The 26885-nt window shown below is 65.4% G+C and carries 22 protein-coding genes; 14 read left to right on the plus strand and 8 right to left on the minus strand.

Annotated elements, in window-relative coordinates:
• Positions 1–344 precede the first annotated feature (344 nt).
• A complete protein-coding gene (locus tag I6F16_RS30235; protein ID WP_225174242.1) occupies positions 345–2021 on the plus strand; it encodes a PAS domain-containing methyl-accepting chemotaxis protein in 1677 nt (558 codons plus the stop codon).
• A 120-nt stretch (positions 2022–2141) separates the two neighbouring features.
• Here the strand turns inward: I6F16_RS30235 and mutS are convergent, their stop codons facing one another.
• Positions 2142–4880 (minus strand): DNA mismatch repair protein MutS, encoded by a 2739-nt coding sequence (mutS, locus tag I6F16_RS30240; RefSeq protein ID WP_225113302.1) that lies wholly within the window; start codon positions 4878–4880, stop codon positions 2142–2144.
• Between the two features lie 250 nt (positions 4881–5130).
• Here mutS and pcaF point away from each other — a divergent pair, with 250 nt between their 5' ends.
• The 6 genes from pcaF to I6F16_RS30270 all read left to right on the plus strand — a co-directional run bounded on the left by pcaF (position 5131) and on the right by I6F16_RS30270 (position 11844).
• The gene (gene pcaF, locus I6F16_RS30245) at positions 5131–6339 is read left to right on the plus strand and encodes a 3-oxoadipyl-CoA thiolase (RefSeq protein WP_225113303.1); all 1209 of its coding nucleotides are present in this window, start codon (positions 5131–5133) and stop codon (positions 6337–6339) included.
• 99 nt (positions 6340–6438) lie between these two features.
• Positions 6439–7332: a dioxygenase gene (locus I6F16_RS30250; RefSeq protein ID WP_225113304.1), complete on the plus strand. Its 894-nt coding sequence runs from the start codon at positions 6439–6441 to the stop codon at positions 7330–7332.
• Between the two features lie 123 nt (positions 7333–7455).
• On the plus strand, positions 7456–8157 hold the full coding sequence (gene pcaH, locus I6F16_RS30255; RefSeq protein WP_036038544.1) for a protocatechuate 3,4-dioxygenase subunit beta: 702 nt from the start codon (positions 7456–7458) through the stop codon (positions 8155–8157).
• Positions 8158–8760, plus strand: a complete 603-nt coding sequence (gene pcaG / locus I6F16_RS30260) for a protocatechuate 3,4-dioxygenase subunit alpha (RefSeq protein ID WP_225174243.1) — start codon at positions 8158–8160, stop codon at positions 8758–8760. It abuts the gene before it with no gap.
• Between the two features lie 263 nt (positions 8761–9023).
• The gene (locus tag I6F16_RS30265; RefSeq protein WP_225174244.1) at positions 9024–10712 is read left to right on the plus strand and encodes a methyl-accepting chemotaxis protein; all 1689 of its coding nucleotides are present in this window, start codon (positions 9024–9026) and stop codon (positions 10710–10712) included.
• Positions 10713–10782: 70 nt separating this feature from the next.
• On the plus strand, positions 10783–11844 hold the full coding sequence (locus I6F16_RS30270) for an ecdysteroid 22-kinase family protein (protein WP_225174245.1): 1062 nt from the start codon (positions 10783–10785) through the stop codon (positions 11842–11844).
• 64 nt (positions 11845–11908) lie between these two features.
• On the opposite strand, the gene I6F16_RS30275 is transcribed toward I6F16_RS30270, so the two are convergent.
• Genes I6F16_RS30275 through I6F16_RS30285 form a run of 3 tightly spaced genes read right to left on the minus strand, consistent with a single transcriptional unit; the run spans position 11909 to position 15120 of the window.
• Positions 11909–13465, minus strand: a complete 1557-nt coding sequence (locus I6F16_RS30275; protein ID WP_249782035.1) for an MDR family MFS transporter — start codon at positions 13463–13465, stop codon at positions 11909–11911.
• Positions 13466–13481: 16 nt separating this feature from the next.
• Positions 13482–14645, minus strand: a complete 1164-nt coding sequence (locus I6F16_RS30280; protein WP_225174246.1) for an HlyD family secretion protein — start codon at positions 14643–14645, stop codon at positions 13482–13484.
• Positions 14638–15120 carry a MarR family transcriptional regulator gene (locus tag I6F16_RS30285; protein ID WP_036002289.1) on the minus strand — a complete coding sequence of 161 codons (483 nt, stop codon included), beginning with the start codon at positions 15118–15120 and terminating at the stop codon, positions 14638–14640. Before I6F16_RS30285 ends, I6F16_RS30280 begins: the two co-directional genes overlap by 8 nt.
• A 155-nt stretch (positions 15121–15275) precedes the next feature.
• On the opposite strand from I6F16_RS30285, the gene I6F16_RS30290 reads away from it, so the two are divergent.
• The 4 genes from I6F16_RS30290 (at position 15276) to I6F16_RS30305 (ending at position 19102) form a co-directional block, all read left to right on the plus strand.
• Positions 15276–15770 carry a transcriptional repressor gene (locus I6F16_RS30290; RefSeq protein WP_036002259.1) on the plus strand — a complete coding sequence of 165 codons (495 nt, stop codon included), beginning with the start codon at positions 15276–15278 and terminating at the stop codon, positions 15768–15770.
• Between the two features lie 36 nt (positions 15771–15806).
• Complete coding sequence (locus I6F16_RS30295; protein WP_225174247.1) at positions 15807–16760, plus strand: DMT family transporter; 954 nt, start codon at positions 15807–15809, stop codon at positions 16758–16760.
• Positions 16761–16773: 13 nt separating this feature from the next.
• Positions 16774–18057, plus strand: coding sequence for a flavodoxin-dependent (E)-4-hydroxy-3-methylbut-2-enyl-diphosphate synthase (gene ispG / locus I6F16_RS30300; protein ID WP_128266114.1), 1284 nt, complete (start codon positions 16774–16776; stop codon positions 18055–18057).
• A 148-nt stretch (positions 18058–18205) separates the two neighbouring features.
• On the plus strand, positions 18206–19102 hold the full coding sequence (locus I6F16_RS30305) for a TauD/TfdA family dioxygenase (protein WP_225130541.1): 897 nt from the start codon (positions 18206–18208) through the stop codon (positions 19100–19102).
• 99 nt (positions 19103–19201) lie between these two features.
• On the opposite strand, the gene I6F16_RS30310 is transcribed toward I6F16_RS30305, so the two are convergent.
• The gene (locus I6F16_RS30310) at positions 19202–19957 is read right to left on the minus strand and encodes an outer membrane beta-barrel protein (RefSeq protein ID WP_057025933.1); all 756 of its coding nucleotides are present in this window, start codon (positions 19955–19957) and stop codon (positions 19202–19204) included.
• Between the two features lie 395 nt (positions 19958–20352).
• Here I6F16_RS30310 and I6F16_RS30315 point away from each other — a divergent pair, with 395 nt between their 5' ends.
• Complete coding sequence (locus tag I6F16_RS30315; protein WP_225174248.1) at positions 20353–21165, plus strand: N-acetylmuramoyl-L-alanine amidase; 813 nt, start codon at positions 20353–20355, stop codon at positions 21163–21165.
• A gap of 108 nt (positions 21166–21273) precedes the next feature.
• On the opposite strand, the gene I6F16_RS30320 is transcribed toward I6F16_RS30315, so the two are convergent.
• The 3 genes from I6F16_RS30320 to I6F16_RS30330 all read right to left on the minus strand — a co-directional run bounded on the left by I6F16_RS30320 (position 21274) and on the right by I6F16_RS30330 (position 24343).
• Positions 21274–22881 (minus strand): Na+/H+ antiporter, encoded by a 1608-nt coding sequence (locus I6F16_RS30320; RefSeq protein WP_036023937.1) that lies wholly within the window; start codon positions 22879–22881, stop codon positions 21274–21276.
• 46 nt (positions 22882–22927) lie between these two features.
• Complete coding sequence (gene bla / locus I6F16_RS30325) at positions 22928–23785, minus strand: class A beta-lactamase (protein ID WP_225113314.1); 858 nt, start codon at positions 23783–23785, stop codon at positions 22928–22930.
• 183 nt (positions 23786–23968) lie between these two features.
• Positions 23969–24343: a nuclear transport factor 2 family protein gene (locus I6F16_RS30330; RefSeq protein WP_036038516.1), complete on the minus strand. Its 375-nt coding sequence runs from the start codon at positions 24341–24343 to the stop codon at positions 23969–23971.
• A gap of 94 nt (positions 24344–24437) precedes the next feature.
• Between I6F16_RS30330 and I6F16_RS30335 the strand changes: the two genes are divergently transcribed.
• Together I6F16_RS30335 and I6F16_RS30340 are read left to right on the plus strand one after the other, a co-directional pair.
• The gene (locus tag I6F16_RS30335) at positions 24438–24866 is read left to right on the plus strand and encodes a GFA family protein (protein ID WP_192893035.1); all 429 of its coding nucleotides are present in this window, start codon (positions 24438–24440) and stop codon (positions 24864–24866) included.
• Between the two features lie 182 nt (positions 24867–25048).
• A complete protein-coding gene (locus tag I6F16_RS30340; RefSeq protein ID WP_225113315.1) occupies positions 25049–26842 on the plus strand; it encodes a caspase family protein in 1794 nt (597 codons plus the stop codon).
• Positions 26843–26885 lie beyond the last annotated feature (43 nt).

The following is a 26885-nucleotide window of genomic DNA, read 5'->3' on the forward strand; positions in this document are numbered from 1 at the left end:
ACGTCGCGAGAAGCCGATGTGGCCCGCTCGGATCAACCGTTGAATGAGCGCCATCATTTCAAGTCCTGCCGTACTGTTCCGGTGTGAGCTCCAGCGGCTCCTCGCGCTGACATGCTGATTACCCCCGTCGAATTCCCGACAGTAAAATTAGAACTTTGTTCGAGCTTTTGCCGTAATGAATCAGGCTGCTCGCCCGCTTCGTTGCTGTCCGACCATCGCGACGGACCTTCCAATCGGATCTGGGGGAGACGCAGATTGGAATATGTCAGCACTGCTGCACGATCAGTTCCCCGATACTGACGAGCATATCCCCCTTCGGCTCAATTCGAGATGGAGATTTCCTGATGTTCGGCCGTAAATCCCACACTGATGCACAATCGCGGCTCGATGCCATCGGCCGTTCGCAGGCGATGATCGAGTTCAATCTTGATGGGACGATCATCACGGCCAACAAGAATTTTCTCGACGCACTCGGCTACCGTCTCGAGGAGATCCAGGGCAAGCATCACTCGATGTTTGTGCCGGCCGACCAGCGCGACAGCGCCGAGTACAAGGCGTTTTGGGCCGCATTGAACCGTGGCGAGTATCAGGCGCGCGAGTTCAAGCGGATCGCGAAAGACGGCCGCGAGATCTGGATCGAAGCATCCTACAATCCGGTGCTCGACGGCAACGGCAAGACGGTGATGGTCGCCAAGATTGCGACCGACATCACCGAGAAGAAGATCCGCAGCATGACGGACGCCTCCAAGATCGCTGCCATCAGCCGCGCCCAGGCCGTCATCGAGTTCAAGCTCGACGGCACCATCCTCTCGGCCAACGAGAATTTCTGCAAGGCGCTCGGCTATTCGCTCGACGAGATCAAGGGCAAGCATCACAGCCTGTTCGTGGCCGAGGCCGACCGAAACAGCCCGGCCTATCGCGAATTCTGGGCCGCGCTCAACCGCGGCGAATACCAAGCCGGCGAGTTCAAGCGGATCGGCAAGGGCGGCCGCGAGGTCTGGATCCTTGCCTCCTACAATCCGTTGCTCGACGAAAACGGCAAGCCGTACGGCGTGGTCAAGTTCGCGACCGACGTCACCGCGGAGAAGCTGAAGAATGCCGATCTCGCCGGCCAGATCGCGGCGATCGACAAGGCCCAGGCCGTGATCGAGTTCAACATGGACGGCACGATCATCACCGCCAACGCCAACTTCCTCGGCGCGCTCGGCTATTCGCTGGCCGAGATCAAGGGCCGCCACCACAGCATGTTCGTCGAGCCCTCCGAGCGCGACGGTGCCGGCTATCGCGAGTTCTGGGCCGCGCTCAATCGTGGCGAGTACCAGGCGGCGGAGTACAAGCGCATCGGCAAGGGCGGCAAGGAGGTCTACATCCAGGCCTCCTACAATCCGATCCTCGACCTCAACGGCAAGCCGTTCAAGGTCGTGAAATACGCCACCGACGTCACCAAGCAGGTCCTGGTCCGCATGGGCAACGAGCGCGTGCGGGGCATGATGGAATCTGTCGCCGCCGGCTCGGAGGAGCTCAACGCATCGGTGCGGGAGATCTCCGAGGCCATGACCAAGTCGCGCGAGACCGCGATGGGCGCGGTCGAGCAGGTCGGCGCCGCCGACGCGCAGGCCCAGCGCCTCACCGAGGCCGCGCAGGCGATGAGCGGCATCGTCGAGATGATCAACAACATCACGGGGCAGATCAACCTGCTCGCGCTCAACGCCACGATCGAATCGGCGCGCGCGGGCGAGGCCGGCCGCGGCTTCGCGGTGGTCGCTTCCGAGGTCAAGAGCCTCGCCAACCAGGCCAAGCAGGCGACCGACAAGATCGGCCAGGAGATCGGCAGCCTCAACAGCATCTCCGGCGACGTCGTCAGCGCGCTCGGCTCGATCAAGCAGGCGATCAACAATGTCAGCGAGTACGTGACCTCGACCGCCGCCGCGATCGAGGAGCAGAGCACGGTGACCAACGAGATGTCGACCAGCATGCAGCGCGCCGCCGCGGAAGCCGCGGCGATCGCGGCGCGGGGCTAGGCCGGGCTCGGAATTGTAGGGTGGGCAAAGGTGCGCTCTTTGCGCGCCGTGCCCACCATCTCTCCCCGATCGCTTCATGGAGCGGTGGGCACGCTCCGCTTCGCCCGCCCTACGGCACCATCACTGCTTCGGCAGCTTCGCCTTCAGCGCATACAGAGCATCGAGCGCCTCGCGCGGCGACATCTCGTCGGGGTGCAGCGCCTTCACCGCCTCCATGAGCAGCTCCGCTTCGCTCGGCGGCGCGGCTTCAGTGGCGGCGCGCGAAGGGACAGCGAACAGCGGCAGATCGTCCACCAGGGCTCGTGCGGTCTGGCCGCGGTCCTGCGCCTCCAGCTTGGACAGCACCGATTTGGCGCGCGTGATCACCGCCGGCGGCAGGCCGGCGAGTTTCGCCACCTGGATGCCGTAGGAGCGGTCGGCCGAGCCCGGCAGCACCTCATGCAGGAACACGACGTTACCCTGCCATTCCTTCACCCGCACCGTGGCGTTGAACATGCGCGGCAGCTTGGCCGCGAGCGCAGTCAGCTCGTGATAATGCGTCGCGAACAATGTGCGGCAGCGGTTGCTCTCGTGCAGATGCTCGATCGCGGCCCAGGCGATCGAGAGGCCGTCGAAGGTCGCGGTGCCGCGGCCGATCTCGTCGAGGATGACGAGCGAGCGCTCGCCGGCCTGGTTCAGGATCGCCGCGGTCTCGACCATCTCCACCATGAAGGTGGAGCGGCCGCGGGCGAGATCGTCGGCGGCGCCGACGCGCGAGAACAGGCGGTCGACGATGCCGATCCGCGCCCGCGTCGCCGGCACGAAGCTGCCGATCTGGGCCATCAAGGCGATCAGCGCGTTCTGGCGCAGGAAGGTCGATTTACCGGCCATGTTGGGACCGGTGAGCAGCCAGAGCTGGCCTGACTTCTGCGCCGGCGCGGGAGAGAGGTCGCAGGCATTGGCGATGAACGGCTCGCCGTTGCGCTTGAGCGCCTGCTCGACCACGGGATGGCGGCCGGCCTCGATCGCAAAGCTGAGCGAGCCGTCGACCTCGGGCCGCTCATAGTTCTCGTCCACGGCGAGCTTGGCCAGCGAGGTCGCGACGTCGAGCAGCGCAAAGCCCTGCGCCGCGGCGCGCAGATCGTCGCTAATCGCGAGCGCCTTGCCGCAGAGCCGCTCGAAGATCTCGAGCTCGAGGCCGAGCGCGCGGTCGCCGGCATTGGCGATCTTGGCCTCGATCTCCCCTAACTCGGCGGTGGTGAAGCGCACCTGTCCCGCCAGCGTCTGGCGATGGATGAAGGTCGCGTTCAGCGGCGGCGACATCAGCTTGTCGCCGTGCTGGGCGGTGACCTCGACGAAATAGCCGAGCACGTTGTTGTGCCGGATCTTGAGACCCTTGACGGAGGTCGCATCGGCGTAGCGCGCCTGCATCGAGGCGACCACGAGGCGCGAGGCATCGCGCAGGTTGCGCGCTTCGTCGAGCGCCGGCTCGTAGCCCTGGCGCACGAAGCCGCCGTCGCGCTTGATCAGCGGCAGCTGCTCGTCGAGCGCGCTGGCGAACTCGGCTGCGAGGGCGCGCGACGGCCGCTGCAGCGCCGCCATCACCGCCGCGATTTCCTGCGGCGGCTGATCCATTTCGGCGAGCCGCGTCAGCACCTGGTCGGCGGCGATGATGCCGTCGCGGATGCCGGCGAGGTCGCGCGGCCCGCCGCGGCCGACCGAGAGTCTGGCCAGAGCGCGCGACATGTCGGGCGCGCCGCGCAGGATGCTGCGGATGTCCTCGCGCGCGGCGGAATCGGCCACGAAGGTGCTGACTGCGTCCAGCCGCCGGGCGATGGCGGGCGCATCGGTCAGCGGCGCCGCCAGACGCTGCGCCAGCAGGCGGGAGCCTGCCGAAGTCACGGTGCAGTCGATGGCGTCGAGCAGCGAGCCGCGGCGTTCGCCGGCGAGCGTGCGCGTCAGCTCGAGATTGGCGCGCGTCGCCGGGTCGATCGCCATGGTCGCGCCCGAGGCTTCGCGCGCGGGCGGCGACAGCGGCGGATGCTTGCCGACCTGGGTGCGGTCGACATAGGTGACGGCGGCCGCCGCGGCGGTGGCCTCCAGGCGCGTCAGCTGCGCGAGCCCGTCCATGGTCGCGACGGCAAAGTAGTCGCAGAGCCGCTTCTCCGCGGTGGCGCCGTCGAAGACGTCGCGGGTCAGCGGCGTCACGGCCGGCAGCTCGCGCAAGGTCTGGCCGAGCTCGTTGTCGCCAAAGAGCGCGTCGGTGACGATCGCCTCGTTCGGGTTGATGCGCGCCAGCGTCGCGGCGAGCTCGCCGCCCGAGACCTCGGTGACCATGAATTCGGCCGTCGAGATGTCGATCCAGGCAAGGCCGAAGCGGTCGCCGCCGGCGGAGGAGCGGGCGCGCGCGATCGCCAGCAGGTAATTATTGGCACGCGCATCCAGCAGCGTGTCCTCGGTCAGCGTGCCCGGCGTCACCAGCCGCACCACGCCGCGGCGTACCACGCTCTTGTTGCCGCGCGCTTTCGCCGCCGCCGGATCTTCGGTCTGCTCGCAGACCGCGACCCGATGCCCGGCGCTGATGAGACGATGCAGATAATCCTCTGAGCGCTCGACCGGCACGCCGCACATCGGGATATCCGCGCCCTGGTGCTTGCCGCGCTTGGTCAGGACGATGCCGAGCGTCCTCGAGGCGATCTCGGCATCCTCGAAGAACAGCTCGTAGAAGTCGCCCATCCGGTAGAACAGCAGCAAGCCCTGATGCGCCGCCTTGATCTCCAGATACTGCTCCATCATCGGCGTGACGCGCGCGGCAGCCTCGGCCTGCGGCGCGGGCGTGTCATCGGCGGGCGGAACTTGTATCGGCTGTTGCATCGTCATGGGCGGCGCAACCTACAAAATTTCGGCACCCGCTCCTATTTGCTTTGGCCGGAGCGGCGAGGTTTTCCACGTTGTCCGCGTAGCGGAAGCGGCTGCCACATTTTCTGCTGTCATTCCGGGCTCGCGACTTCGTCGCCCCGGAATGACGTCTGCCCCGCGAAACCGTCAATTGACCTGCCGCGGGCGCCCTCCTAAAACTCCGCCGACATTGAAGAATTTGGCCGGATCGCGGCATTCAGGGAGAACAACGATGCGTGACGTCTTTATCTGCGATGCCGTGCGGACCCCGATCGGCCGTTTCGGCGGCTCGCTCGCCAAGGTGCGCGCCGACGATCTCGCCGCCGCCCCGATCAAGGCGCTGATGGCCAAGCACCCCAATCTCGATTGGGCACAGGTGGACGAGGTGTTCTTCGGCTGCGCCAACCAGGCCGGCGAGGACAATCGCAACGTCGCGCGCATGGCGCTGCTGCTGGCGGGCCTGCCGGATTCGGTTCCCGGCCAGACTCTGAACCGGCTCTGCGCCTCGGGCCTCGATGCGGTCGGCGCCGCGGGCCGCGCCATTCGTTCCGGCGAGATCGATCTCGCGATTGCCGGCGGCGTCGAATCGATGACCCGCGCGCCCTTCGTGATGGGCAAGGCGCAGGAAGCCTTCTCGCGCTCGGCCGAAATCTTCGACACCACCATCGGCTGGCGCTTCATCAATCCGCTGCTGAAGGCGCAGTACGGCGTCGACGCGATGCCGGAGACCGGCGAGAACGTCGCCGAGGAGTTCCAGGTCTCGCGCGCCGATCAGGACGCCTTCGCCATCCGCTCCCAGCAGCGCGCAGGCGCTGCGATCGCGGCGGGGTATTTCGCCGAGGAAATCACGCCGATCACCATTCCCGGCGGCAAGGCCGGTCCTGTTACGGTCGACAAGGACGAGCATCCGCGCCCCGAGACCACGCTGGAAGGTCTCGCCAAGCTGAAGCCGATCGTGCGCAATCCCGGCACCGTCACCGCCGGCAATGCCTCCGGCGTCAATGACGGCGCCGCCGCCATGATCCTGGCCTCGGAAGCCGCGGTCAGGAAGCACGGCCTGACGCCGCGGGCGCGCATCCTCGGGCTCGCCTCGGCCGGTGTGCCGCCGCGGATCATGGGCATCGGCCCGGTGCCGGCGACCCGCAAGCTGATGGAGCGCCTCGGCAAGAGGATCAGCGATTTCGACCTGATCGAGCTGAACGAAGCCTTCGCCTCGCAAGGCATCGCCTGCATGCGCCAGCTCGGCGTCACCGATGACGCCGATTTCGTCAATCCGCATGGCGGCGCCATCGCGCTCGGCCATCCGCTCGGCATGAGCGGCGCCCGCCTCGCGCTCACCGCCGTGCACGGCATGGAGAAGCGCGGCGGCAAGCTCGCGCTCGCCACCATGTGCGTCGGCGTCGGTCAGGGCGTCGCGGTTGCGATCGAGAAGCTGAATTGAACTCTCTCCTTCGCCTCTCCCCGCTCTTCGCGGGAGAGGCGAAGTGCCCGGGCTCGCGCATTTCTCTCGCGTTCCGGAAAGACAGGGAGAAAATAGCCTGTGATCATCGAGCGCGAGAAGGACGTCACGGCCGCGGCCCTGGCGGTAATGGAACGGACATCCGATCCGCGGCTGCGCGAGATCATGGTCTCCCTGGTCAAGCATTTGCACGCCTTCGTCCGCGATGTCAGGCTGACCGAGAAGGAGTTCCGCGACGCCGCGGCGATCGTGGCCGAACTCGGCAAGCTGACCACCGATACGCATAACGAAGTCGTGCTGATGGCGGGGTCGCTCGGCGTCTCCTCGCTGGTGTGCCTGCTCAACAACGGCGATCAAGGCAATACGGAGACCGATCAATCATTGCTCGGGCCGTTCTGGCGGTTGAATTCGCCCCGGGTCGAGAATGGTGGATCGATCGTGCGCTCGGAGACACCGGGGGCCACGCTGTTCGTCAGCGGCCACGTCACTGGCAAGGACGGCCGGCCCGTCGGGGGTGCCGAGGTCGATGTCTGGCACGCCTCGCCGGTCGGCCTCTACGAGAACCAGGACCCCGAGCAGGCCGACATGAACCTGCGCGGCAAGTTCACGACCGATTCTGACGGGCGCTTTTCCTTCCGCTCGGTGATGATGGTCGGCTATCCCATTCCGACCGATGGTGTCGTCGGCCGCCTGCTCGCGGCGCAGGCCCGCCACCCCTATCGTCCCGCGCATCTGCACGCCCTGATCTTCAAGCCGGGATTCAAGGTGCTGATCTCGCAGGTCTATGATCCCAGCGACCCCCATATCGACAGCGACGTGCAGTTCGGTGTGACGCAGGCGCTGATCGGCAAGTTCGTGCGCCACGATACGCCGCATCCGACGGCGAAGGACGCCTCGTTGCCTTGGTATTCGCTCGACCATACCTACCGGCTCGAGGCCGGAGAGGCCGTGCTTCCGCGTGCGCCGATCAGGTAGCAGCGGCCGGCTGCCATGCGCGGGAACGCCGCCAAACCGGCTTTCCCAAATTAGTTATATCCTATAATGATTGGCGGAAGAGTTGACTGGCCGGACCGAAAACGGCCGGGGAGGAGTTCGCCAATGACATTCATCTATCCCACCGGCAGCAACGCGGCGCATCCGCTGCCGCTGTCGCCCGACTACAAGAGCTCGATCAAACGCGCGCCGAACAAGCCCTTGATTCCGATGCCCCATACGCTGTCGGAGCTGACCGGGCCGGTCTACGGCCACGAGACCGTGCGCGAGGGCGACAACGACCTCACCCGCCAGCACGCGGGCGAGCCGCTCGGCGAGCGCATCATCGTGCATGGCCATGTGCGCGACGAGGACGGCCGCGGCGTGCCGAACTCGCTCGTCGAGATCTGGCAGGCCAATTCCTGCGGCCGTTATGTCCACGTCCGTGATCAGCATCCGGCGCCGCTCGATCCGAATTTCACCGGCGCGGGCCGCACCGTGAGCGATGCGTCCGGCTATTATCGCTTCGTGACGATCAAGCCTGGCGCCTACCCTTGGGGCAATCACCACAATGCCTGGCGTCCAGCGCACATCCATCTGTCGGTGTTCGGCCATTCCTTCGTCACGCGCCTGGTGACGCAGATGTATTTCCCGAACGACCCCTTGTTCGCGTTCGACCCGATCTTCAACTCGGTGCCGGACGAGAAGGCGCGAGCGCGGATGGTCTCGTCGTTCGACTTGGAGAATACCCAGCCCGAATGGGCGCTGTGCTACCGCTTCGACATCGTGCTGCGCGGCAAAGACGCCACCCCCATGGAGAGCCATTAAGTGCAAGAGTCCGCGAAGCCCGACGGGATCACCCCATCGCAGACGGTCGGTCCGTTCTTCAAATACGGCCTGACGCCGACCGGCGAGTACGCCTGGAACGACGCGTTCACCCATTCGACGCTGACGCCCAATGTCACCGGCGATCGCATCCGCATCGAGGGCCGGGTGTTCGACGGCGACGGCGTTGCCGTCCCCGATTGCATGCTGGAGATCTGGCAGGCGGATGCGCAGGGCCGCTTCGCCGATCCCCAGGACAAGCGCGCGCTGCCGAATGCGAGCTTCCGCGGCTTTGCCCGCTGCGGCACCGACAAGGACGGCAACTATTCCTTCGAGACCATCAGGCCGGGCGCGGTGCCGGATTCTGCGGGCAAGCCGCAGGCGCCGCACATCCTGGTTGCGGTGTTTGGCCGCGGCATGCTCAGGCATCTCTACACCCGCATCTATTTCAGCGACGAGGCCGGCAACGCCGCCGATCCCGTGCTGGCGCTGGTGCCGGCTGACCGCCGCGCCACGCTCACTGCGGTCCGCGAGGCCGGCAAGCCGGTCTACCGGCTCGACCTGCACCTGCAGGGCGACAACGAGACGGTGTTCTTCGACGTATGAGGGCAGGGCGTGCCGGGGAGGCCTGCTCCTCGGCACACATATCTCATTCGGCGCATCGGAGCCGGTGCTGCGTTGCCGCATCAGACTCGAACGTTGATTTTGCGCGGTTGTGCGTCAGCCTCGCTGACTCAATACCGATGACTTGACGCCTAATCTCCGTATTCATGCGGGGTTCGTGAAATACAATTCCGGCGCGAATCAATCCCGTATTTACCGTAGTCGTCTAGGGTGGCCGCAGTTTCGACGCCGACCTGGATTGTTTCATGAAATTTCGTCTGTCCTTGTCCTCTGCGATCGTCGCGTTTGGCATCGTTCTCGCCATTGGTTTCGCCGCCGTTGTTTCGACCAGCCTGTACGCCCTAAAAGAGCTCAAGGTCGGCGGTCCGCTCTATTCCGACATCAAGCTCGGCAATGACCTCATCGCCGACATCCTGCCGCCGCCCGAATACATCATCGAAGCCTATCTCGAGGCGACGCTGGCCATGCGCGAGCCGGATCAGCTGGCGGCCCACGGCGAGCGTCTGGTCCAGCTCCGCAAGGACTACGACGAGCGCAAGGCGTTCTGGGTCTCCTCCAGCCTCTCGGCTGACCTCAAGACCGCGCTGGTGTCGAAGTCCGATGCGGAGGTGCAGAAATTCTGGAAGGCATCGGATCAGCTTCTGCCCGCCCTCAAGGCCAAGGACGCGGCGGCTTCCGAGCGCGTCTATGCGCAGCTCAAGGAGGCCTATACCGCGCATCGCGCCGTCATCGACAGTATCGTCGAGAGTGCCAACAAGCGGAATGCCGCCATGGAGAAGCTGGCCGCGGACCGCGACAGCGCGATGCTCTATATCCTCCTCGGCGTCTCTATCGCCGTCCTCGCCTTCGTTACCGCCGGCCTGCTGGGTGTTGCCCTTGGCGTGGTGCGCCCGATCGTGCGCATGACGGACACGATGCAGAAGCTCGCGACGGGCGATCTGGCCGCCGACATTCCGTTCGCGCAGCGCCAGGACGAGGTCGGCTCGATGGCGGGTGCGCTTGTGGTGTTCAAGCAGGCGGCGGTCGAGAACTCCCGTCTGCGCGAGGAGCAGTTGCGGCAGGAACAGGCGGCGGCGCTCGCCAAGCGCTCCGCCCTGCACCAGATGGCCGAAACGGTCGAGCGCGAGACCGGCCGCTCGGTCGATACCGCGACCGCGGCGACGCTGGGCGTGGAGCAAGCCGCCTCCGGCCTCTCTGAGATCGCAAAGTCGCTCTCTGCGCAGTCGCAGGCGGTGGCGGCGGCCTCGACCCAGGCGCTCGGCAGCTCGCAGGCCGTCTCCGCTGCGGCCGAAGAGTTGAGCGCCTCGATCCGCGAGATCACGAGCCAGGTCGCGCGGACCAGCACCGTCACCAAATCGGCCGTCGCCGGCCGCGAGCAGGCGCGTTCGACCATTCAGGCGCTGGCCGGATCGGTGAAGAAGATCGCGGAGGTCTCCGACCTCATCGGCGGCATCGCAGGCCAGACCAACCTCCTCGCGCTCAACGCGACGATCGAGGCGGCGCGCGCCGGCGAGGCCGGCCGCGGCTTCGCGGTGGTTGCCGCCGAGGTGAAGTCCCTGTCCGACCAGACTGCCAAGTCCACCGAGGAGATCGGCCGGCTGATTGCAGAGATCCAGGCCTCGACGCAGGCCGCGGTCGACGCCGTCGAGGCCATGGGAGGCCACATCATCGAGATCGACGGCGTGGCGACATCGGTCGCTGCCGCAATGGAAGAGCAGGATGCCGCGACCCGGGAGATCACGCGGTCGATTTCCGAATCGGCCTCCGCCGCACAGGAGGTCTCGGCCAAGATCGGCGACGTCAGCCGCGATGCCGCCTCCGTCAACCAGCGCGCCGCGGATGTGAGGCAGGCGATCGCCGGGATGACGGCCAATCTCGATCAACTGCGCGCGATCGTCGTGCGGACGGTGCGCGACTCGACCGCCGCAGCCTGAGCCGGCGGCAGCCGCTGGTGCCCGGGCATGTGATCGTGCAGTATGACGCGGGACAGGGGCATCGTGGTTCATGGCATCTCCACAATTGCCGGCGGTCGTTGAGCCCGCCCGACTGACGGCCGCGCTGCGCCGGGGCGGCGCGCTGGATGCAGGCGCCGTCCGCGAGGTGAAGGTGCTGCATCAGCGCGACACAGTGGTGTCGCATATCGTCAGGCTCGGGCTGCGCTATGTCGGCGAGTCCGCCGGTGCTCCGCAGTCGCTGATCCTCAAGACGCCCAATGCCGCTTTCGCCAAGCGCCTCGCCAATGGCGGCCGGCGCGAGGTGGGCTATTACACGCAGCTGGTGCCGCAGATGCCGCCGGGACTCGTGCCGCGCTGCTTTGATGGGCATTTCGACGAGGACAGCTTCGCCTGGCATCTGCTCCTGGAAGATCTCACCGACAGCCACGAGATCGCGACGGCCTGGCCGGTGCCGCCGTCGCGTGAGCAGACGTTCGCCGTCGTCACGACGCTGGCGCGCTGGCATGCAGCCTGGTGGGACCATCCAAGCCTCGGCGAGACCCTCGGCACCTGGGCCAGCGTGGAGGACAGCGCGCAACGCATGGAGACGTTCGCGGGGCATTACGACCGCTTTGCCGATCTTCTCGGCGATCGCCTCAGCGAGGAACGGCGGATCCTCTATCGTCGGCTCATCGATCAGTCGGAGCGGCTGTCCCAGCGTTACCATTCACGCCGCCACCTCAGTATCACGCATGGCGATGCCCATGTCTGGAATTTCCTGCTGCCGCGCACGGGAATCGATGACACCGTGCGCATCTTCGATTTCGATCTTTGGAGCATCGACGTTCCGACCCACGATCTCGCCTACATGATGGCGATGCATTGGTATCCGGAACGCCGGCAGGCGCTCGAACGGCTGCTGCTCAATCTCTACCACGACACGCTGGTCGAGAGCGGCATCACCGGCTACACCCGCGGCGCGCTCGATCGCGACTACCGCTGGGCGGTGCTCTGGCAGATCATGCGGCCGGTCTGGCAGTGGAGCTTCAACATCCCGCCGCTGATCTGGTGGAACAATCTGGAGCGGGCGTTTGCGGCCGTGGATGATTTGGGCTGCGAGGAGCTGTTGTAGCGCTGTTGTGTCCCGGACGCGGTGCAACGTGTAGCGCTGCGCTGCGTCCGGGGCCCGAGATCCGCTACTCCATCACCGCATGCTCCGGCCCCGCCGCCTGCTTGCGCAGCGTCGCCTTGGTCGAGCCGATCAGCAAAGCGAGCGGGATGGTGCAGAGGATGAAGAGCATCACCAGCTGGTAGTCGTGCGCGAAGGCGATGATCTGCGCCTGCACGTTGACCATTCTGTCGGCCATGGCGCGGCCGGTGTCGGTCGACAGATTGATGATGCCGCTGACGCCGGGCATCTGCAGCGCGTGGTTGAACGGGTTGATGTGCTCGGACAGGATCGCGTAGGTCCATCGCGTGCCTTGCGTCAATTGCGCGATGACGACGGAAATGCCGACCGAGCTCGCGACGTTGCGCATCAGGGTCAGCATCGCGGTGCCGTCGGTGCGCAGCTCGTTCGACAGTGTCAGGAACGCCACGGTCGAGAGCGGCACGAAGACGAGGCCGAAGCCAAAACCCTGGATGACGCTGACGGTGACGATCTCCGGCACCTGGGTCAGATCGGTCCAGCCGGTCATCTGGAACAGCGAGCCCGCCGTCAGCGTCAGGCCGCAGATGATCAGCGTGCGCGCCTCGATATAACGCATCATGCGGCCGACCAGCATCATGGCGAAGAAGGTGCCGATGCCGCGGGTCGCCAGCAGCAGGCCGGCGGTGATGATGGGATAGCCGATCACGTTCTGCATGTAGGGCGAGGCGAGTGCCATGGTCGAGAACAGGACGAGCCCCATCACGATCATGAACAGGCAGCCGGTGACGAAGTTGCGGTCCCGGAACAGGGCGAAGCGGATGAACGGGGTCGAGGTCGTGAAGGAATGCGCGAGGAAGAAGTAGAACGCGACGGCCGAGACGATGAACTCGGCGAGGATCTCGTTCGATTCCAGCCAGCCCAATTGCTCACCGCGGTCGAGCGCGAGCTGGAGCGCGCCGATCGCGACCGCCAGCGCGGCGAAGCCGAACCAGTCGAATTTGAGGCTGAAATCCTTCCTGGTCTCGTCCATGAAGACGACCAGCCCGAGCACGGTGATGATGCCGAACGGCAGGTTGACGAAGAACACCCAGTGCCAGGAATAGGTCTCGGTGAGCCAGGCTCCCAGCGACGGTCCCATGATCGGACCCATCATCACGCCCATGCCCCAGATCGCCATCGCCTTGGCGCGTTCCTGAAGCGTGTAATAGTCGAGCATGACCGATTGCGACAGCGGTACCAGCGCTGCGCCGAACACGCCCTGCAGCAGGCGGAACAGCACCATCTGGTTGATGTCCTGCGCGAGGCCGCACAGCACCGATGCCATGGTGAAGCCGGCCGAGCAGATGATGAAGATGCGCTTGCGGCCGAAGCGGTTGGCGATCCAGCCCACCGGCGCCGTCATGATCGCGGCGGCGACGATGTAGGAGGTCAGCACCCAGTTGATCTGGTCCTGCGAGGCCGACAGCGTGCCCTGCATGTAGGGGAGGGCGACATTGGCGATGGTCGTGTCGAGCGCCTGCATGATGGTCGCGGTCATGGCGCAGATCGTCACCATGTTCCGGCGCAGGCCGGGGACCATTAGGCTGGCATTGGGGCCGGACATCGCGCCAGTCCTTGTCTTATTCTTTATCCTGGCCCGCGGTCGCGGACAGGCCGAGCAGGCCGGCAAGCGACCGCCGATGACCGGTGTCGATGGTGGCGTAGACGCTCATGCCGGCTTTCAGCTTCCGCACATATTTGTCGGTCTCGTCAAAATAGATGCGGATCGGCACACGCTGCACCACCTTGACGAAATTGCCCATGGCGTTCTGCGGCGGCAGGATCGCGAATTGCGCGCCGGTGCCGGGCGAGAGCGAGCCGATCTTGCCCTTGAAGACATGGTTCGGGAACGCGTCGACCTCGAGCGTGACGGACTGGCCTTCGGTGACATAGGTGAGGTCGCTCTCCTTCGGATTGGCGTCGACCCAGGGATGGGCGACGTCGATGATGGAGAACACCGGCGTGCCGGCGGGCACATAGCGGCCGAGCTGAATCTGCTCGACCTGCGTCGCCACTCCATCCATCGGCGCGCGCAGCACGGTGTGGTCGAGGTTGCGCTGCGCGTCATCCAGCTTGGCTTTTGCCTGAGCGTAGGGCGGGAATTGCTCGAGCGGCAGATCAGGGTTGCCGAGCAGCTGGGTCTTTGCGTTGGAGAGCTGCTGCTTGATGTACTGCGCCTGCGCCCCGGCGGTGACCAGTGCGTTGGAGGCGTTGTCGAGATCGAGCTGGGAGCCGAAATTGTTCTTCACCAGCGCCTGCTTGCGCTCGACGTCGCGCTGCTTCAGATCGATGCCCTGCTGGGCGAGGCCCAACATGTCGCCGTAGATCTTGATGTTGGCGACGAGGTTGTCATAGGTCGTGCGCGCCTGCGCGAGCTGCGCCTTGGTCTCCTCGACCGCGAGGCGGAAAGGAACCGGGTCGATCTCGAACAACTCGTCGCCCCGCTTGACCGACTGGCCCTCCTTGACGACGACCTTCAGGATCTTGCCGGAGATGTCGGGTGTCACCAGCACCTTCTGTGCGCCGACATAGGCATCGTCGGTGCCGACATAGCGGCCCCCATGCAGATAGAAGGTGATGCCGCCGATGGCGACGATGACAGGCAGCACGACCAGGAGCAGGAAACGGCGATAGCGGCGCAGGCCCGCCAGCAGGCGGCGGCGCGGATCGGTGCCGGCCTTCTTGGTCGGCTTGCCGCTGTCGCTCTTCTGCTCGGGCTGCAACTTGACGACCTGATCAGCCATGGCGCTGCTCCTTGCGTGCTTGCTCCGCGCCGGATGCCTGGATCGCGGTTCGCACGTTTTCCTTGATGGTTTCGAGCTGGGTGAGGAGGCGGTGCGCGTCCGCCGGATTGATGCCGTCGAGCGCGTTCGCCGTCAGCTCCGACTTCAGGCCGCTCATGCGGCCGAGCAATTGCCGCCCGGCCTTCTTGAGGTACAGGCGCTTGACCCGGCGATCCGAAGCGTCGCTGCGGCGCTCGATCCAGTCGTTGTCGCAGAGCTTGTCGATCAGCCGTGTCAGCGTGATCGGCTGCATCTCCAGGAGCTCGGCGAGCTCGGACTGCTTCATGCCCTCGCTGCGCTCCACCTTGGCCAGCACCGCCCATTGCGCCCGGGTGATGCCGAAGCGCGAGGCCTCCTTGTCGGCATAAACGCGCAAGAGGCGATAGAGCTCACCGAGCGTGAACAGGAAATTCTGGTCGACCGACCCGCGGCTCATGAGCGTCGTCTCCAATAAGCTTGAATATTATAAGCAAGCTTATGATTAATTCACGGACCGGTGGCGCGGTGCTGTCCCGCGGGAGGAGCATGGCTGGCAGCCGGACGACTCGTCGTGCTTTGGGTTCCCCCGCCGAAATGCTAGAAGACGGCGACATGAGCCTCGCAAAGCCGGCATTCCCCGCGCCCGACCATGATCACGGCCGCTGCACCGCGGACGCGCTTGCGCATGCCGAGGTGGTCTGCCAGCAGCGTGCGCAGAAATTCACGCCGATCCGCCGCCAGGTGCTGGGTGCTTTGCTCTCCAGCCACCGTCCGCTCGGCGCCTACGAAATCATCGACGAGCTTGCCAAGTCGATGGCGCGGCCGGCACCGATCACGATCTATCGTGCGCTCGATTTCCTGATGGCCAACGGCCTCGTGCATCGCATCGAAAGCCGCAACGCCTATCTCGCTTGCGCAGCCCACGACCACGATTCGACCTCCGCGGTGGCGTTCCTAATCTGCGAGCGCTGCGGCCTGGTCGGCGAGATCTCCTCGGCGTCCTTCGCCAAGGACCTCAACGCCGCCGCGCGCAGCTCAGGCTTCGCGCCAAAGCTGTCTGTGGTGGAGATCACGGGCGTCTGCACGCATTGTCAGAAAATGTCTTGAAGCAACAACGGCGCAAAGCCGGATTTTTGGGAAGAAATGTCCGCACCTCAAGCCATACCGTCCGCTGGCCGTCCCCTCAGTGCCGGCGCCATCGCCCTGATGCTCATGCTATGCCTGACCTGGGGATTCAACCAGATCGCGGTGAAGCTGGTGCTGCCGGACATTCCGCCGATGCTCCAGGCCACCATCCGCTCGATGGGCGCGCTGCCGGTGCTGTTCCTCATCGGCACCTTTCGCGGCGTCAAATTCTTCGAACGTGACGGCACCTGGAAGCCCGGCCTGATCGCCGGGCTGATGTTCGGCATCGAGTTCGTGTTGATCTTCCAGGGGCTGCACTTCACGTCTGCTTCTCGTGCGGTGGTGTTCCTCTACACCGCGCCGTTCTTCGTGGCGCTCGGCTCCTACCAGGTGCTCGGCGAGCGTCTCGGTGGCGCGCAATGGCTCGGCCTAGCCATCAGCTTTGCCGGCGTGGCGCTTGCGATCGGCGTGCCCCAGCCCAATGTCGATTCGCAGGTTCTGCTCGGCGATCTCATGATCGTCGGGGGCGCCGCGCTCTGGGCCGCGACGACGCTGGTTGCCAAGGGCACGCGGCTGCGCTTCGCGGCGCCCGAGAAGGCCCTGGGATATCAAGTCGCGACCTCGGTCCCGATCCTGGGGCTCGCGGCCTGGCTGTTCGGCGAATCCATCACTCACACCCCATCGCCGCTGTCGCTCGGCCTGATGGCGTTCCAGGCGATCTGGGTGGTGGGAACCACGTTCACGCTTTGGTTCGCGCTGGTGAAGGCCTATTCGGCCAGCAAATTGTCCGCTTTTACCTTCATCACCCCTTTGTTTGGCGTGGTGGGTAGCTATTTCATCATGCACGACACCCTCAGCCTGACATTCGGGGCCGCAGCGGTCCTTGTAATTGCTGGGCTTTTTCTGGTTAACCGTCCCAGCCCATCAGCTGCGGCGCCGCGTGATGCATTGCTGAACGTCACCAAAACCTGATATTTGGACCGCCATGAACAAGCTCGAAAACCCTCTCGATTCAGACATTGCGGGCCCGGCGCCCCGGCATCGGACCACCCAGGTCAAGGTCGGCAACGTCACTGTGGGCGGCGGTGCGCCGATCGTCGTGCAGTCGATGACCAACACCGATACCGCCGATGTCGAAGGCACCATCGCCCAGGTCGCAGCGCTCGCGCGCGCCGGCTCCGAAATGGTCCGCATCACCGTGGACCGCGAGGAGGCTGCGGCCGCCGTTCCGCACATCCGCGACGGCCTCGCCAAGCGCGGCATCACTACGCCCCTGATCGGCGACTTCCACTATATCGGCCACAAGCTGCTCGCGGCCTATCCCGCCTGCGCCGAGGCCCTGGCCAAATACCGCATCAATCCCGGCAATGTCGGCTTCAAGGACAAGCGCGACACCCAGTTCGCCGACATCATCGAGATCGCGAACAAGAACAACAAGCCGGTGCGCATCGGCGCCAATTGGGGCTCGCTCGACCAGGAGCTTTTGACCAAGCTGATGGACGAGAACGCGGCCTCGCCCAACCCGCGCGACGTGCGCGCGGTGACGCGCGAGGCCATGGTGCAGTCGGCGCTGCTCTCGGCGGCGCGCGCCGAGGAGCTCGGCATGCCCAAGGACCGCATCATCCTCTCGGCAAAAGTCTCGGCGGTGCAGGATCTCATCGCGGTCTATCAGGATCTCGCGTCCCGTTCGGACTACGCCATCCATCTCGGTCTCACCGAGGCCGGCATGGGCTCGAAGGGCATCGTTGCGTCCTCGGCCGCGCTCGGCATCCTCTTGCAGCAGGGCATCGGCGACACCATCCGAATCTCGCTGACGCCCGAGCCCGGCGGCGACCGCACCCGCGAGGTGCAGGTCGGCCAGGAGCTCCTGCAGACCATGGGCTTCCGCACTTTCGTGCCGCTGGTTGCCGCGTGCCCCGGCTGCGGCCGCACCACCTCGACCACGTTCCAGGAGCTGGCCCGCTCGATCCAGGATTTCATCCGCGACGAGATGCCGACCTGGAAGACGAAATATCCTGGCGTGGAAGAGCTCAACGTCGCGGTGATGGGCTGCATCGTCAACGGCCCCGGCGAGTCCAAGCACGCCAATATCGGTATCTCGCTGCCCGGCACGGGCGAAGCGCCGGCCGCGCCCGTCTTCGTCGACGGCAAGAAGTTCCGCACGCTGCGCGGCCCGACCATCTCCGCCGACTTCAAGGCGCTGGTGATCGACTACATCGACCAGCGCTACGGCCAAGGCGCCAAGGTGCCGGCTCCTGCGGCAGAGTAGGCGCTCCTCAACATCGGAATCGTAGGGCGGGTTAGCACAGCCTAACCCGCTCTATTTTTTTGCGGGCGCGAGGTGGCGGGTTACGCTTCGCTAACCCGCCCTACGTTGCTACGATGGCTCCCAATCAAGAACGATCGGGAGACACGCCATGAGCTCACTCGCCGGCAAGCAGGGTCCGCGCTATCGCCACACCGCGGACGAAGGCGCGCCTTATGAGACCATCGCCGTCGAAAAGCTCACACCCATCATCGGCGCGGAAATCAGTGGCGTCGATATCGGCAAGCTTGTCGATGGCGATGCCCGCTCCAACCGGCAGATGGACGAGATCCATCGCGCGCTCGCCGAGAACCTCGTTATCTTCTTCCGCGACCAGCACATCACGCCGCAGCAGCATCTCGCCTTTGGCCGCAAGTTCGGCGAGCTGCATTTTCATCCCGCCGCCCCGCATGAGGACGAAGACCCCGCCTTGATGAAGATCTATGCGGACAAGAACTCGCCGCGCGCCAATGGCGAGGGCTGGCACTCCGACGTGTCCTGCGATCTCGAGCCGCCGATGGGCTCGATCCTCTACATCAAGCAATGCCCGCCCCGCGGCGGCGACACGCTGTTTGCCAACATGTACGCGGCCTATGAGGCGCTGTCGGAGCGCATGAAAGCCTATCTCGATGGCCTGACGGCGCTGCACGATGGCGAGCCGATCTATCGCGGCCTTTACGCCAACTATGGCGTCGCCGATCGTCCCTCCTATCCCCATGCCGAGCATCCCGTGGTGCGCACCCATCCGGTCACGGCTAAGAAAGCGCTCTACGTCAACCGCGGCTTCACCCGCCACATCAACGGCATCCCGCGTGACGAGAGCGATGCGATGCTCGCCTATCTCTACCAGCACGCCGAGAACCCGCTGTTCCAGTGCCGCTTCCGCTGGACCGAGAACGCCATCGCCTTCTGGGACAACCGCTGCACCCAGCACCGCGCGATGTGGGACTACTGGCCGCACACACGCTCGGGCACGCGCGTGACGGTGAAGGGAGAGAGGCCGGTCTAATGGGCCGGGCTCGGGAGACCAACATCAATCAGTCGGCTTCGCGCAAAGGAAAGCCCCGGACGCGAGACCGGGGCTTCGTTTGTCGAAGAAGTGCCAAAGTCAGTATTTGGCGACGATCGGGCCACCGAAGCGGTAATTGATGCGGGCGGTGACAATGTCGACATCCTGGCGGATCGTATCACCGCGCGTGACCCCCGGAACGATCGACGAGCTAAAGGTGATGTCGCGATTCCCCATGAACAGGTGATCGTATTCGAGCGCTAGGGACCAGTTCGGCGCAAAACCGAATTCGAAGCCGGTGCCTACGACGCCGCCCCAGCGGGTCTCGTTGGCGCGATCAAACACCAAGTCGATGCTGGTGATCACGCCCTCGTACTTGTCGTGGGTGACGGCGGCGCCGCCCTTCACGTACCAGAGAACGTTGTTCCAGCTGTAGCCGACCTGGCCGGTGAATAGGCCGAGCGCATCAACCTTGGAGCGGTTGGTAAAATTGCCGTAGAACAAGCTGGAATTGGAGCCGGTGAAGTCCGCCCAGTTGCCCTGCGCCTCAACACCGAACACCCAATTGGTGGCCTGCCAGCGATAGCCGATCTGACCACCGACGGTGGCGCCGCTCGCATTGTGGCAGCCTTCCCGGAAGGGCGGTGCAACGGTGAAGCCGGCATCGTTGTAGATGTCCCAGCACTTTTCGGCCCAGCCGCCACCGCCGTTGATGCCGACGTAGAAGCCGCTCCAATCGTAGATGGGGGCGATTGCGGGTGCCTTGGTGTAGGGTCGGGCTGCAAGGTCAGCGGCCGACGCCGCGCCTGTGAACAGCGCCATCAGAGCGGCGGTTGCGAATGCGAGTTTCTTCATTTGACCCCGTAGACATTCAATGGACGATTCGAATTCAAACCCGCCCTAAATACCGGCTAGTTGCGCGTCGTCCGTCGCTCCGCCGCAACAGTCGCCGACAATCTCCGCGAGCGCGGGAATCGCGCGATTGCCAGTGCCGCATCGCGCAACGACACAATCGGCATTTTCATTTCGTCTCAAGTACTTAGCTGCCGACGCGATGGTCGGCCTGATCGCCCAAGACAGGGGGCGCCCTGGGTCAGACCGCGCGTTGACGCTCGGACCTCCCTGCGTCAAGGTGATCAAAAGCAAAAAGCACCGCCGAAGGTCGCGTCATCTTTCGTCCCGAAAGACTACAACTTCCTCACCGAAAGCGGTCCCGGCACCGGCATGCGTGAGCAGCAGCGGAGTAGCGCTTGAGGCACCTGCGGAGCGTCATCGTCGGGCTGGTCGCCTCGATCGTTCTGTCATCGCTTGCATTCGTCACGGCCGGCGAGGCTGCTATCGCGCGCAAGAGTGCGAGACATGAGCCGAAACCCTCACCTTCATTCAAGTGCGAGACGCCCAAATTCCGGATCGTCGTGGATGTCGGCCACACGCCGGACTCCTACGGTGCATTGAGCGCACGCAACGATCCGGAGTTCGGCTTCAACTTCCGCCTCGCACGGCTCATCACGGCCAAGCTCAAGTCCGAGGGCTTTGCCGCAACCCGCCTGCTCGTCACCGACGGCAAGGCACGGCCGAGCCTGTTCAAGCGCGTCGGCGCTGCAAACGAAGGCCGCGCCGATCTGTTCCTGTCGGTCCATCATGATTCGGTGCCGGACAAGCTGCTCGAGACCTGGGAATTCGACGGCGCAAAGAGCTATTTCAGCGATCGCTTTTCGGGCCACTCGCTGTTCGTGTCGCGGCAGAATCCGCACTTTGCCGCCAGCCTGATGCTGGCCAGGATGATCGGCCGGCAATTGAAGCAGCAGGGCCTGCACTATGCCAGCCAGTACACGCTGCCGGTGATGGGCCGCTACCGGCGCCAGCTGCTCGACAAGGATGTCGGCGTCTACCGCTATGACGGGCTGGTCGTGCTGTCGCGCACGCGAAGCGCCGCCGTGCTGCTCGAGGCGGGCTCGATCATCAATCGCGACGAGGAAATGGAGATGAACTCGCCGGAGCGACACGAGGCGGTCGCACAAGCCGTCGCGGCCGCGATGAGGGAGTTTTGCGAGAGACGGTAGTTGGCCCTGCCGGTTCAGCAGCAGTCATTGCGAGCGCAGCGAAGCAATCCAGAGTCCTTCCGCAGAGGCAGTCTGGATTGCTTCGCTACGCTCGCAATGACGAAGAAGCTACAGCGGCCCGGCTCGATATTCCCTATTCGCCAGGCTCGCCTCCTCCAGATCCAGATCGCGCTCGATCCGCCGCCGCGTCTCGTCGGTGATCTGGCCGTCGCGCAGCAGCTTGTGGATGAATTTGCGCTCGGCGGCGATCAGGTCGCGGGTCAGAGCGATGCCGGCGGCAGAGATGTCGTGACGGTTGGGATCGAGCGAGTCCGGGAGCTGGTTGAAGCGGATCTCGTGGCGGGCGCGCAGCAGCCGCATCACCTCGTCGGAAACCTCTTTTTCCGCCGTGAGCGCGTCGAGCGATTTCAGCGCGGCCTCCAGCGCCTGACGGCGCGCGGCGATCTCCGCTTCGTGCTCGGCGGCATGCTCGTGACGACCGGCTTCGGCGACGCCGAGCCACCGCACGATCGGCGGCAGCGTCAGGCCGACGCCGATCAGCGTCACGAAGATGACACCGAAGGCGACGAACAGGATCAGGTCGCGATACGGAAACGCCTCACCATTCGGCAGCGTGAACGGCAGCGCCAGCGCGGCGGCCAGCGACACCGCGCCGCGCACGCCGGTGAAGGCGAGCACGAATGGCCATTGCCATGGCGGCGAAGGATCGCGCTCGCGCAGCGACCTGGAGAGCATTCGCGGCAGATAAGTTGCGGGATAGAGCCAGGCAAAACGCGCGATCACGACGATCACCAGGACCAATGCGGTTGCGATGAGAATGTCGTCGAGCGGAAAAGTCTTTGATTTCTCGTAGAGCGCGCGCATCTGGAAACCGGTGAGCAGGAACAGCATGCCCTCGATCAGGTAGATCACGAGATCCCAGAAGAAGATGCCTTGCAGGCGCGTCGCCGAGGAGATCAGCAATGGGCCGTTCCAGCTGACATAGAGCCCGCAGGCCACCGTTGCGATCACGCCGGAGCCGCCGATATGCTCGGGCAGCCAGTACGAGACATAGGGCGTGATCAGCGACAGCGTCAGCTCGACCTGCGGATCTCCAGACCATTTGCGAAGGCGCAAGGAGAGCCAGCCGACGCCGATGCCGAAGGCGATCTCGCCGGCGACGATGAGGAGGAATTCACCGGCCGCGAGCGGCAGTGAGAAATGGCCGACGAGGATCGCGGCGAGCGCGAAGCGGTAGAGGATCAGCGCGGTGGCGTCGTTGGCGAGACCTTCGCCTTCGAGCACGACCAGGATGCGGCGCGGCATGTTCAGCCGGCGCGCGATCGCGAGCGGCGCCACCACATCGGGCGGCGCGACGATGGCCCCGAGCAGGAAGCCGACGGTCCAGGGCAGGCCGATCATGTAGTGTGTGGCGGCCGCCACCATCGCCGTGGTGAAGATCACGGCGCCGACCGCGAGCAGCACGATCGGACGCAGGTTCTTCTTGAATTCGCGCCAGCTCATCGCGACGCTGGCCGAGTAGATCAGTGGTGGCAGCACCACCAGCAGCACCAGCTCCGGCGGCAGCTCCACAGTCGGCATGCCCGGCACAAAAGCGAGGCCGACGCCCGCCAGCATCAGCAGGATGGCAGGGGCGACGTTGAAGCGTCGCGCGGCCAGTGCCACGCCTGCCAGCACGGCCAGCAGGATGAGAAAGGTCTGAAACTTCGCTTCCATGATGGTCTGTCTTGACCCGGAAGCGACGGCTAGGTCAATGCGCGGCTCACGCCAGCCGTTCGGCCACCATCCGCCCAATCCGCGCGAACGCGGATGTGATCTGCGCCGCGCTCGGCGTGCCGCCCTGGGTATAGGCCGCGATCAGGATCGGCGTATCCGGCTTCGGCCAGGCGACCGCGATGTCGCCCGACGCGTCCTTGCCGTTGTTGCCGGTCTTGTCGCCGATCTTCCAGCCTGCCGGGAGTCCGCCACGCAGGCGATTTGCGCCGGTCTTGCAGTTCACCATCCAGTCGGTGAGCAGGGCCCGCGAAGCAGGCGACAGCGCCTCGCCCGCGACCAGCCGGCGCAAATTTCCCGCCATCGCTGCCGGCGTCGTGGTGTCCCGGGGGTCGCCGGGTTGCGAGCGGTTGAGCTCGGGCTCGTTGTGGTCGAGCCGCGAGGTGGTATCGCCGAGCGACCGCCAGAAGGCGGTCAGCGCGGCGGGGCCGCCGATCCGCGCCAGCAGCAGATTGGCGCAGGTGTTGTCGCTGAGCTCGACGATGGCCTTGCACATCTCGCCGACCGACATCTTGCCGGCCGCGAGATTTTCCCTCGCCACCGGCGCGTATTCCAGCAGATCCGCCTGGCCATAGGGGATCATGGCCGCGAGCTGCTCCTCGCCGCGATCGACCCGCGCCAGCACGTTGGCGGCGAGCGAGGCCTTGAACGTCGAGCACATCACGAACCGTTCGTCGGCGCGCCAGGCGAGCTTCTTGCCGGTTGCGAGATTCTCCGCATAGAGCCCGATCCGCCCGCCGCTCTCGCGCTCGTAGGATTCGAATTCTGATGGGGCATCCCCGGCGAGCGCAGGGGAGGCGGCCAACCAGGCGAATGAGGCGAGCAGGGAGCGGCGGTCGACAAGCATGGTGATTTCCAGGCGAGCAGGGGTGGGAGATGGAGCGGACGCTGCATCCGCGTCGTCATTGCGAGCGCAGCGAAACAATCCAGACTGTCTCCGCGGTGAGATTCTGGATTGCTTCGCTGCGTTCGCAATGACGGAGAATTGGATAGCGAGTGCGTCCGAATTCGGGCAGCAGGACGGCGCCCGTCACTCCCTCAAATCATATCGGTACGACTTCGACACGATCTGCCAGCCGTCGGCGAGCTTCATCGCCACGAGATAGTCGGTGAAATAGCGCGGCGGCAGCTGGCAGCGCACCTTGATGAACGCGGTCTTGTCGTCCGACCGGTCGATGGTGACGATGAAATCCTCGCGCGGCTTGCCTTCGGCCTTGGCCGAGGCGCGCTTGCGCACGCGGTCGAGCCAGTCCGGCACGGTCAGAACCTGGAGCTCGCCCTTTTCGACCCAGCGCAGATCGGCGGAGGGATGGAAGATGGCGCCGAGCTTGTCGGCGTTGCCCTCGTAAAGTCCGTCAAAATAGGATTGCACGACGGCTTCGACGCTCGACCGGTCCTGGCTCATGGGTCGTTCCTTTGCATGATGGCTTCGGGCCAACTTAGTCGTACACGTTGAAATGCGCTATGGGTGTGTCAGCGATTTGCGCGAAGGCGTCACGATGGCAGAATCAGAAAATTCGAACGCTCGCATTCTTGTCGGCGAATGCTTTTGCCGCGCCGTGCGCTTCGAGGTGGCCGACGCATTCGCCTATGCGATGAACTGCCACTGCTCGAACTGCCGGCGCACCACCGGTGCCGCCTTCAAGCCCTTCGCCGGCATCCGGCAAGACAGGCTTCGTATTGTCAGGGGTGGCGACCTCCGGATGATTTTCGGCGACGACACCACCCATGACGCGCATTGTGGCCGCTGCGGCTCGCTGCTCTATTCCCGGGTCCGAGAAGGAGAGTGGGTCCACGTCGCCATGGGAACCCTGGTCGATGCCCCCTCCATCCGGCCGAGCGCCCATATTTTCGTCGGCTCGAAGGCGCCTTGGCACGAAATTACGGACGATCTGCCGCAATATCGGGAGCACATCGGGGTTGTCTGACGGAACCCGGTCCGCACCGCCGTCCGTTGGCGAACCGCGACAGCGCTGGCGCGACAAACAAAAGAGGTCGTACGGCCTGCCGTCGGGGTCCGCTTCGTGACCTCCATCACAAGCGCCGGCGGTGGATGTTGCTAAAGCGGTCCCAAAGGGCCGAACGGCCCGGAACCATCGGAAGTCGTGTCATGCGCAGCTTGCTCAGACTTTGTCCGCTTTTCGTCGCCCTCGGCCTGATGTTCGGCGCCGGGCCGGCTGTTGCCGGAAAGCGGGTGGCGCTGGTGCTGGCCAATTCGGCTTATCAGCACGCGCCCTCGCTCGCCAATCCCGTCAATGACGGGTCGGTGATGGCCAAGACCCTGAAGGAGGCCGGCTTCGACGTCGTCGACTCCCGGCACGATCTGTCGGCGCTGGAGACACGGCGCGTGCTCCGCGACTTCGCCGACGCGACCCGCGACGCCGAAATCGCCGTGGTCTACTACGCCGGCCACGGCATTGAGGTGGAGGGCTCGAACTATCTGATCCCGGTGGATGCCAAGCTCGAGCGGGACACTGACGTCTTTGACGAGGCGCTCTCCCTCGACCGTGTCCTAGTCGCGGTCGAGCCCGCCAAGCAATTGCGTCTGGTGATCCTCGATGCCTGCCGCGACAATCCGTTCAGCAAGCGGATGAAGCGCACGGTCGCTTCGCGCGGCATCGGCCGCGGCCTCGCCCAGGTCGAGCCGTCCAGCCCAAACACGCTGATCGCCTATTCGGCCAAGGCCGGCTTCACCGCGCAGGACGGCGACGGTGCCAACAGCCCGTTCACCATCGCGCTGTCGAAGCATCTGACGACGCCGGGCCTCGACGTCCGCCGCGCCTTCGGCTTCGTGCGCGACGATGTGCTGAAGTCCACCGGCAACAAGCAGGAGCCGTTCGTCTACGGCTCGCTGGGTGGCGAGGACGTGCCGCTGGTGCCGGTCAAGCTGGCGCCGGCGGCGCCCGTAGCCAATCCCCAGGCCGATATCCGCCGCGACTACGAGCTCGCGCTCCAGGTCGGCAACCGGCCGGCGTGGGAAGCCTTCCTCGCCCAGCATCCCGACGGGTTCTATGCCAGCCTCGCCAAGCTCCAGCTCGAGAAGATCGGCGCGGAGCAGGCGCATGCGGCGGCGATCGCGAAAGCGAAGCAGGCCGAGGCCGAGCGCGACCGCCTTGCTGCGCTCGGCGCGCAGAAGGATGCGCAAGCCAGGGCCGCGGCCGATGCGAAGGCCGCCGAGCAGGCGCAGCTTGCTGCGCAGAAGGCCAAGGAGCAGGCCCAGCAGCAGGCGGCCGCCGCCGAGCAGCAGCGCGTCAACCTCGCCGCCACGGCGCCGGGCGTTGCGCCGGGCAACACCACGAGCGCCGCCGGCACCAACGTCGCCGCGCTCACCCCGGCGACCGCGCCGGCTGACCTCAACCGCTCGGTGCAGAGCGAGCTCGGCCGCGTCGGCTGCTTCTCCGGGCAGGCCGACGGCAATTGGAATACGTCCTCGCAGCGGTCGCTGTCGCAGTTCAACCGCTATGCCGGCACCAAGCTCGACGTGAAGGTGGCGAGCACCGATGCACTCGATGCGGTCAAGGCCAAGCCGTCGCGGGTCTGCCCGCTGGTCTGCGAGCACGGTTTCAAGGCCGAAGGCGACAAGTGCACTAGGATCGTTTGCGGCAACGGCTATGTCCTGAACGACGACAATGAATGCGAGAAGAAGCGCGCGGCCAAGCCCGCGTCAAAGCCCGCGACCTCGCGGCGCGACGACGGCGAGGACCGCCCCGCGCGGCAGCGGGCCGGTGCTGGAGCGGGCGGCTACGGTGCAGCCGCGGCGGCTGGCGCGGGCCGTGCCTCGAGCGGCAGTGGTCAGATCTTTTGCAACGCTCTGCTCTGCCGGCCGGTCAGGCCCGGTTGCCGCCTCGTTTATCGCGGCGGCGGCGGCCCCCACGTCGACGCCAATGTCGAGGTCTGCAACTGAAATGGCACGGCTTTCCTGACCACTCAAACAATAACCTAAAGCG

This window comes from Bradyrhizobium sp. IC4060 (assembly GCF_020193715.1).
Taxonomy (GTDB): domain Bacteria; phylum Pseudomonadota; class Alphaproteobacteria; order Rhizobiales; family Xanthobacteraceae; genus Bradyrhizobium; species Bradyrhizobium yuanmingense.

Coding starts and splice junctions, on each gene's coding strand:
- ispG (WP_128266114.1), top strand. CDS start 16,774: ATGAACAAGCTCGAAAACCCTCTCGATTCAGACATTGCGGGCCCGGCG.
- I6F16_RS30320 (WP_036023937.1), bottom strand. CDS start 22,881: ATGGAAGCGAAGTTTCAGACCTTTCTCATCCTGCTGGCCGTGCTGGCA.
- I6F16_RS30270 (WP_225174245.1), top strand. CDS start 10,783: ATGGCATCTCCACAATTGCCGGCGGTCGTTGAGCCCGCCCGACTGACG.
- I6F16_RS30265 (WP_225174244.1), top strand. CDS start 9,024: ATGAAATTTCGTCTGTCCTTGTCCTCTGCGATCGTCGCGTTTGGCATC.
- pcaF (WP_225113303.1), top strand. CDS start 5,131: ATGCGTGACGTCTTTATCTGCGATGCCGTGCGGACCCCGATCGGCCGT.
- I6F16_RS30295 (WP_225174247.1), top strand. CDS start 15,807: ATGTCCGCACCTCAAGCCATACCGTCCGCTGGCCGTCCCCTCAGTGCC.
- I6F16_RS30330 (WP_036038516.1), bottom strand. CDS start 24,343: ATGAGCCAGGACCGGTCGAGCGTCGAAGCCGTCGTGCAATCCTATTTT.
- bla (WP_225113314.1), bottom strand. CDS start 23,785: ATGCTTGTCGACCGCCGCTCCCTGCTCGCCTCATTCGCCTGGTTGGCC.
- pcaH (WP_036038544.1), top strand. CDS start 7,456: ATGACATTCATCTATCCCACCGGCAGCAACGCGGCGCATCCGCTGCCG.
- mutS (WP_225113302.1), bottom strand. CDS start 4,880: ATGACGATGCAACAGCCGATACAAGTTCCGCCCGCCGATGACACGCCC.
- I6F16_RS30280 (WP_225174246.1), bottom strand. CDS start 14,645: ATGGCTGATCAGGTCGTCAAGTTGCAGCCCGAGCAGAAGAGCGACAGC.
- I6F16_RS30335 (WP_192893035.1), top strand. CDS start 24,438: ATGGCAGAATCAGAAAATTCGAACGCTCGCATTCTTGTCGGCGAATGC.
- I6F16_RS30235 (WP_225174242.1), top strand. CDS start 345: ATGTTCGGCCGTAAATCCCACACTGATGCACAATCGCGGCTCGATGCC.
- I6F16_RS30285 (WP_036002289.1), bottom strand. CDS start 15,120: ATGAGCCGCGGGTCGGTCGACCAGAATTTCCTGTTCACGCTCGGTGAG.
- I6F16_RS30340 (WP_225113315.1), top strand. CDS start 25,049: ATGCGCAGCTTGCTCAGACTTTGTCCGCTTTTCGTCGCCCTCGGCCTG.
- I6F16_RS30275 (WP_249782035.1), bottom strand. CDS start 13,465: ATGTCCGGCCCCAATGCCAGCCTAATGGTCCCCGGCCTGCGCCGGAAC.
- I6F16_RS30305 (WP_225130541.1), top strand. CDS start 18,206: ATGAGCTCACTCGCCGGCAAGCAGGGTCCGCGCTATCGCCACACCGCG.
- I6F16_RS30290 (WP_036002259.1), top strand. CDS start 15,276: ATGAGCCTCGCAAAGCCGGCATTCCCCGCGCCCGACCATGATCACGGC.
- I6F16_RS30310 (WP_057025933.1), bottom strand. CDS start 19,957: ATGAAGAAACTCGCATTCGCAACCGCCGCTCTGATGGCGCTGTTCACA.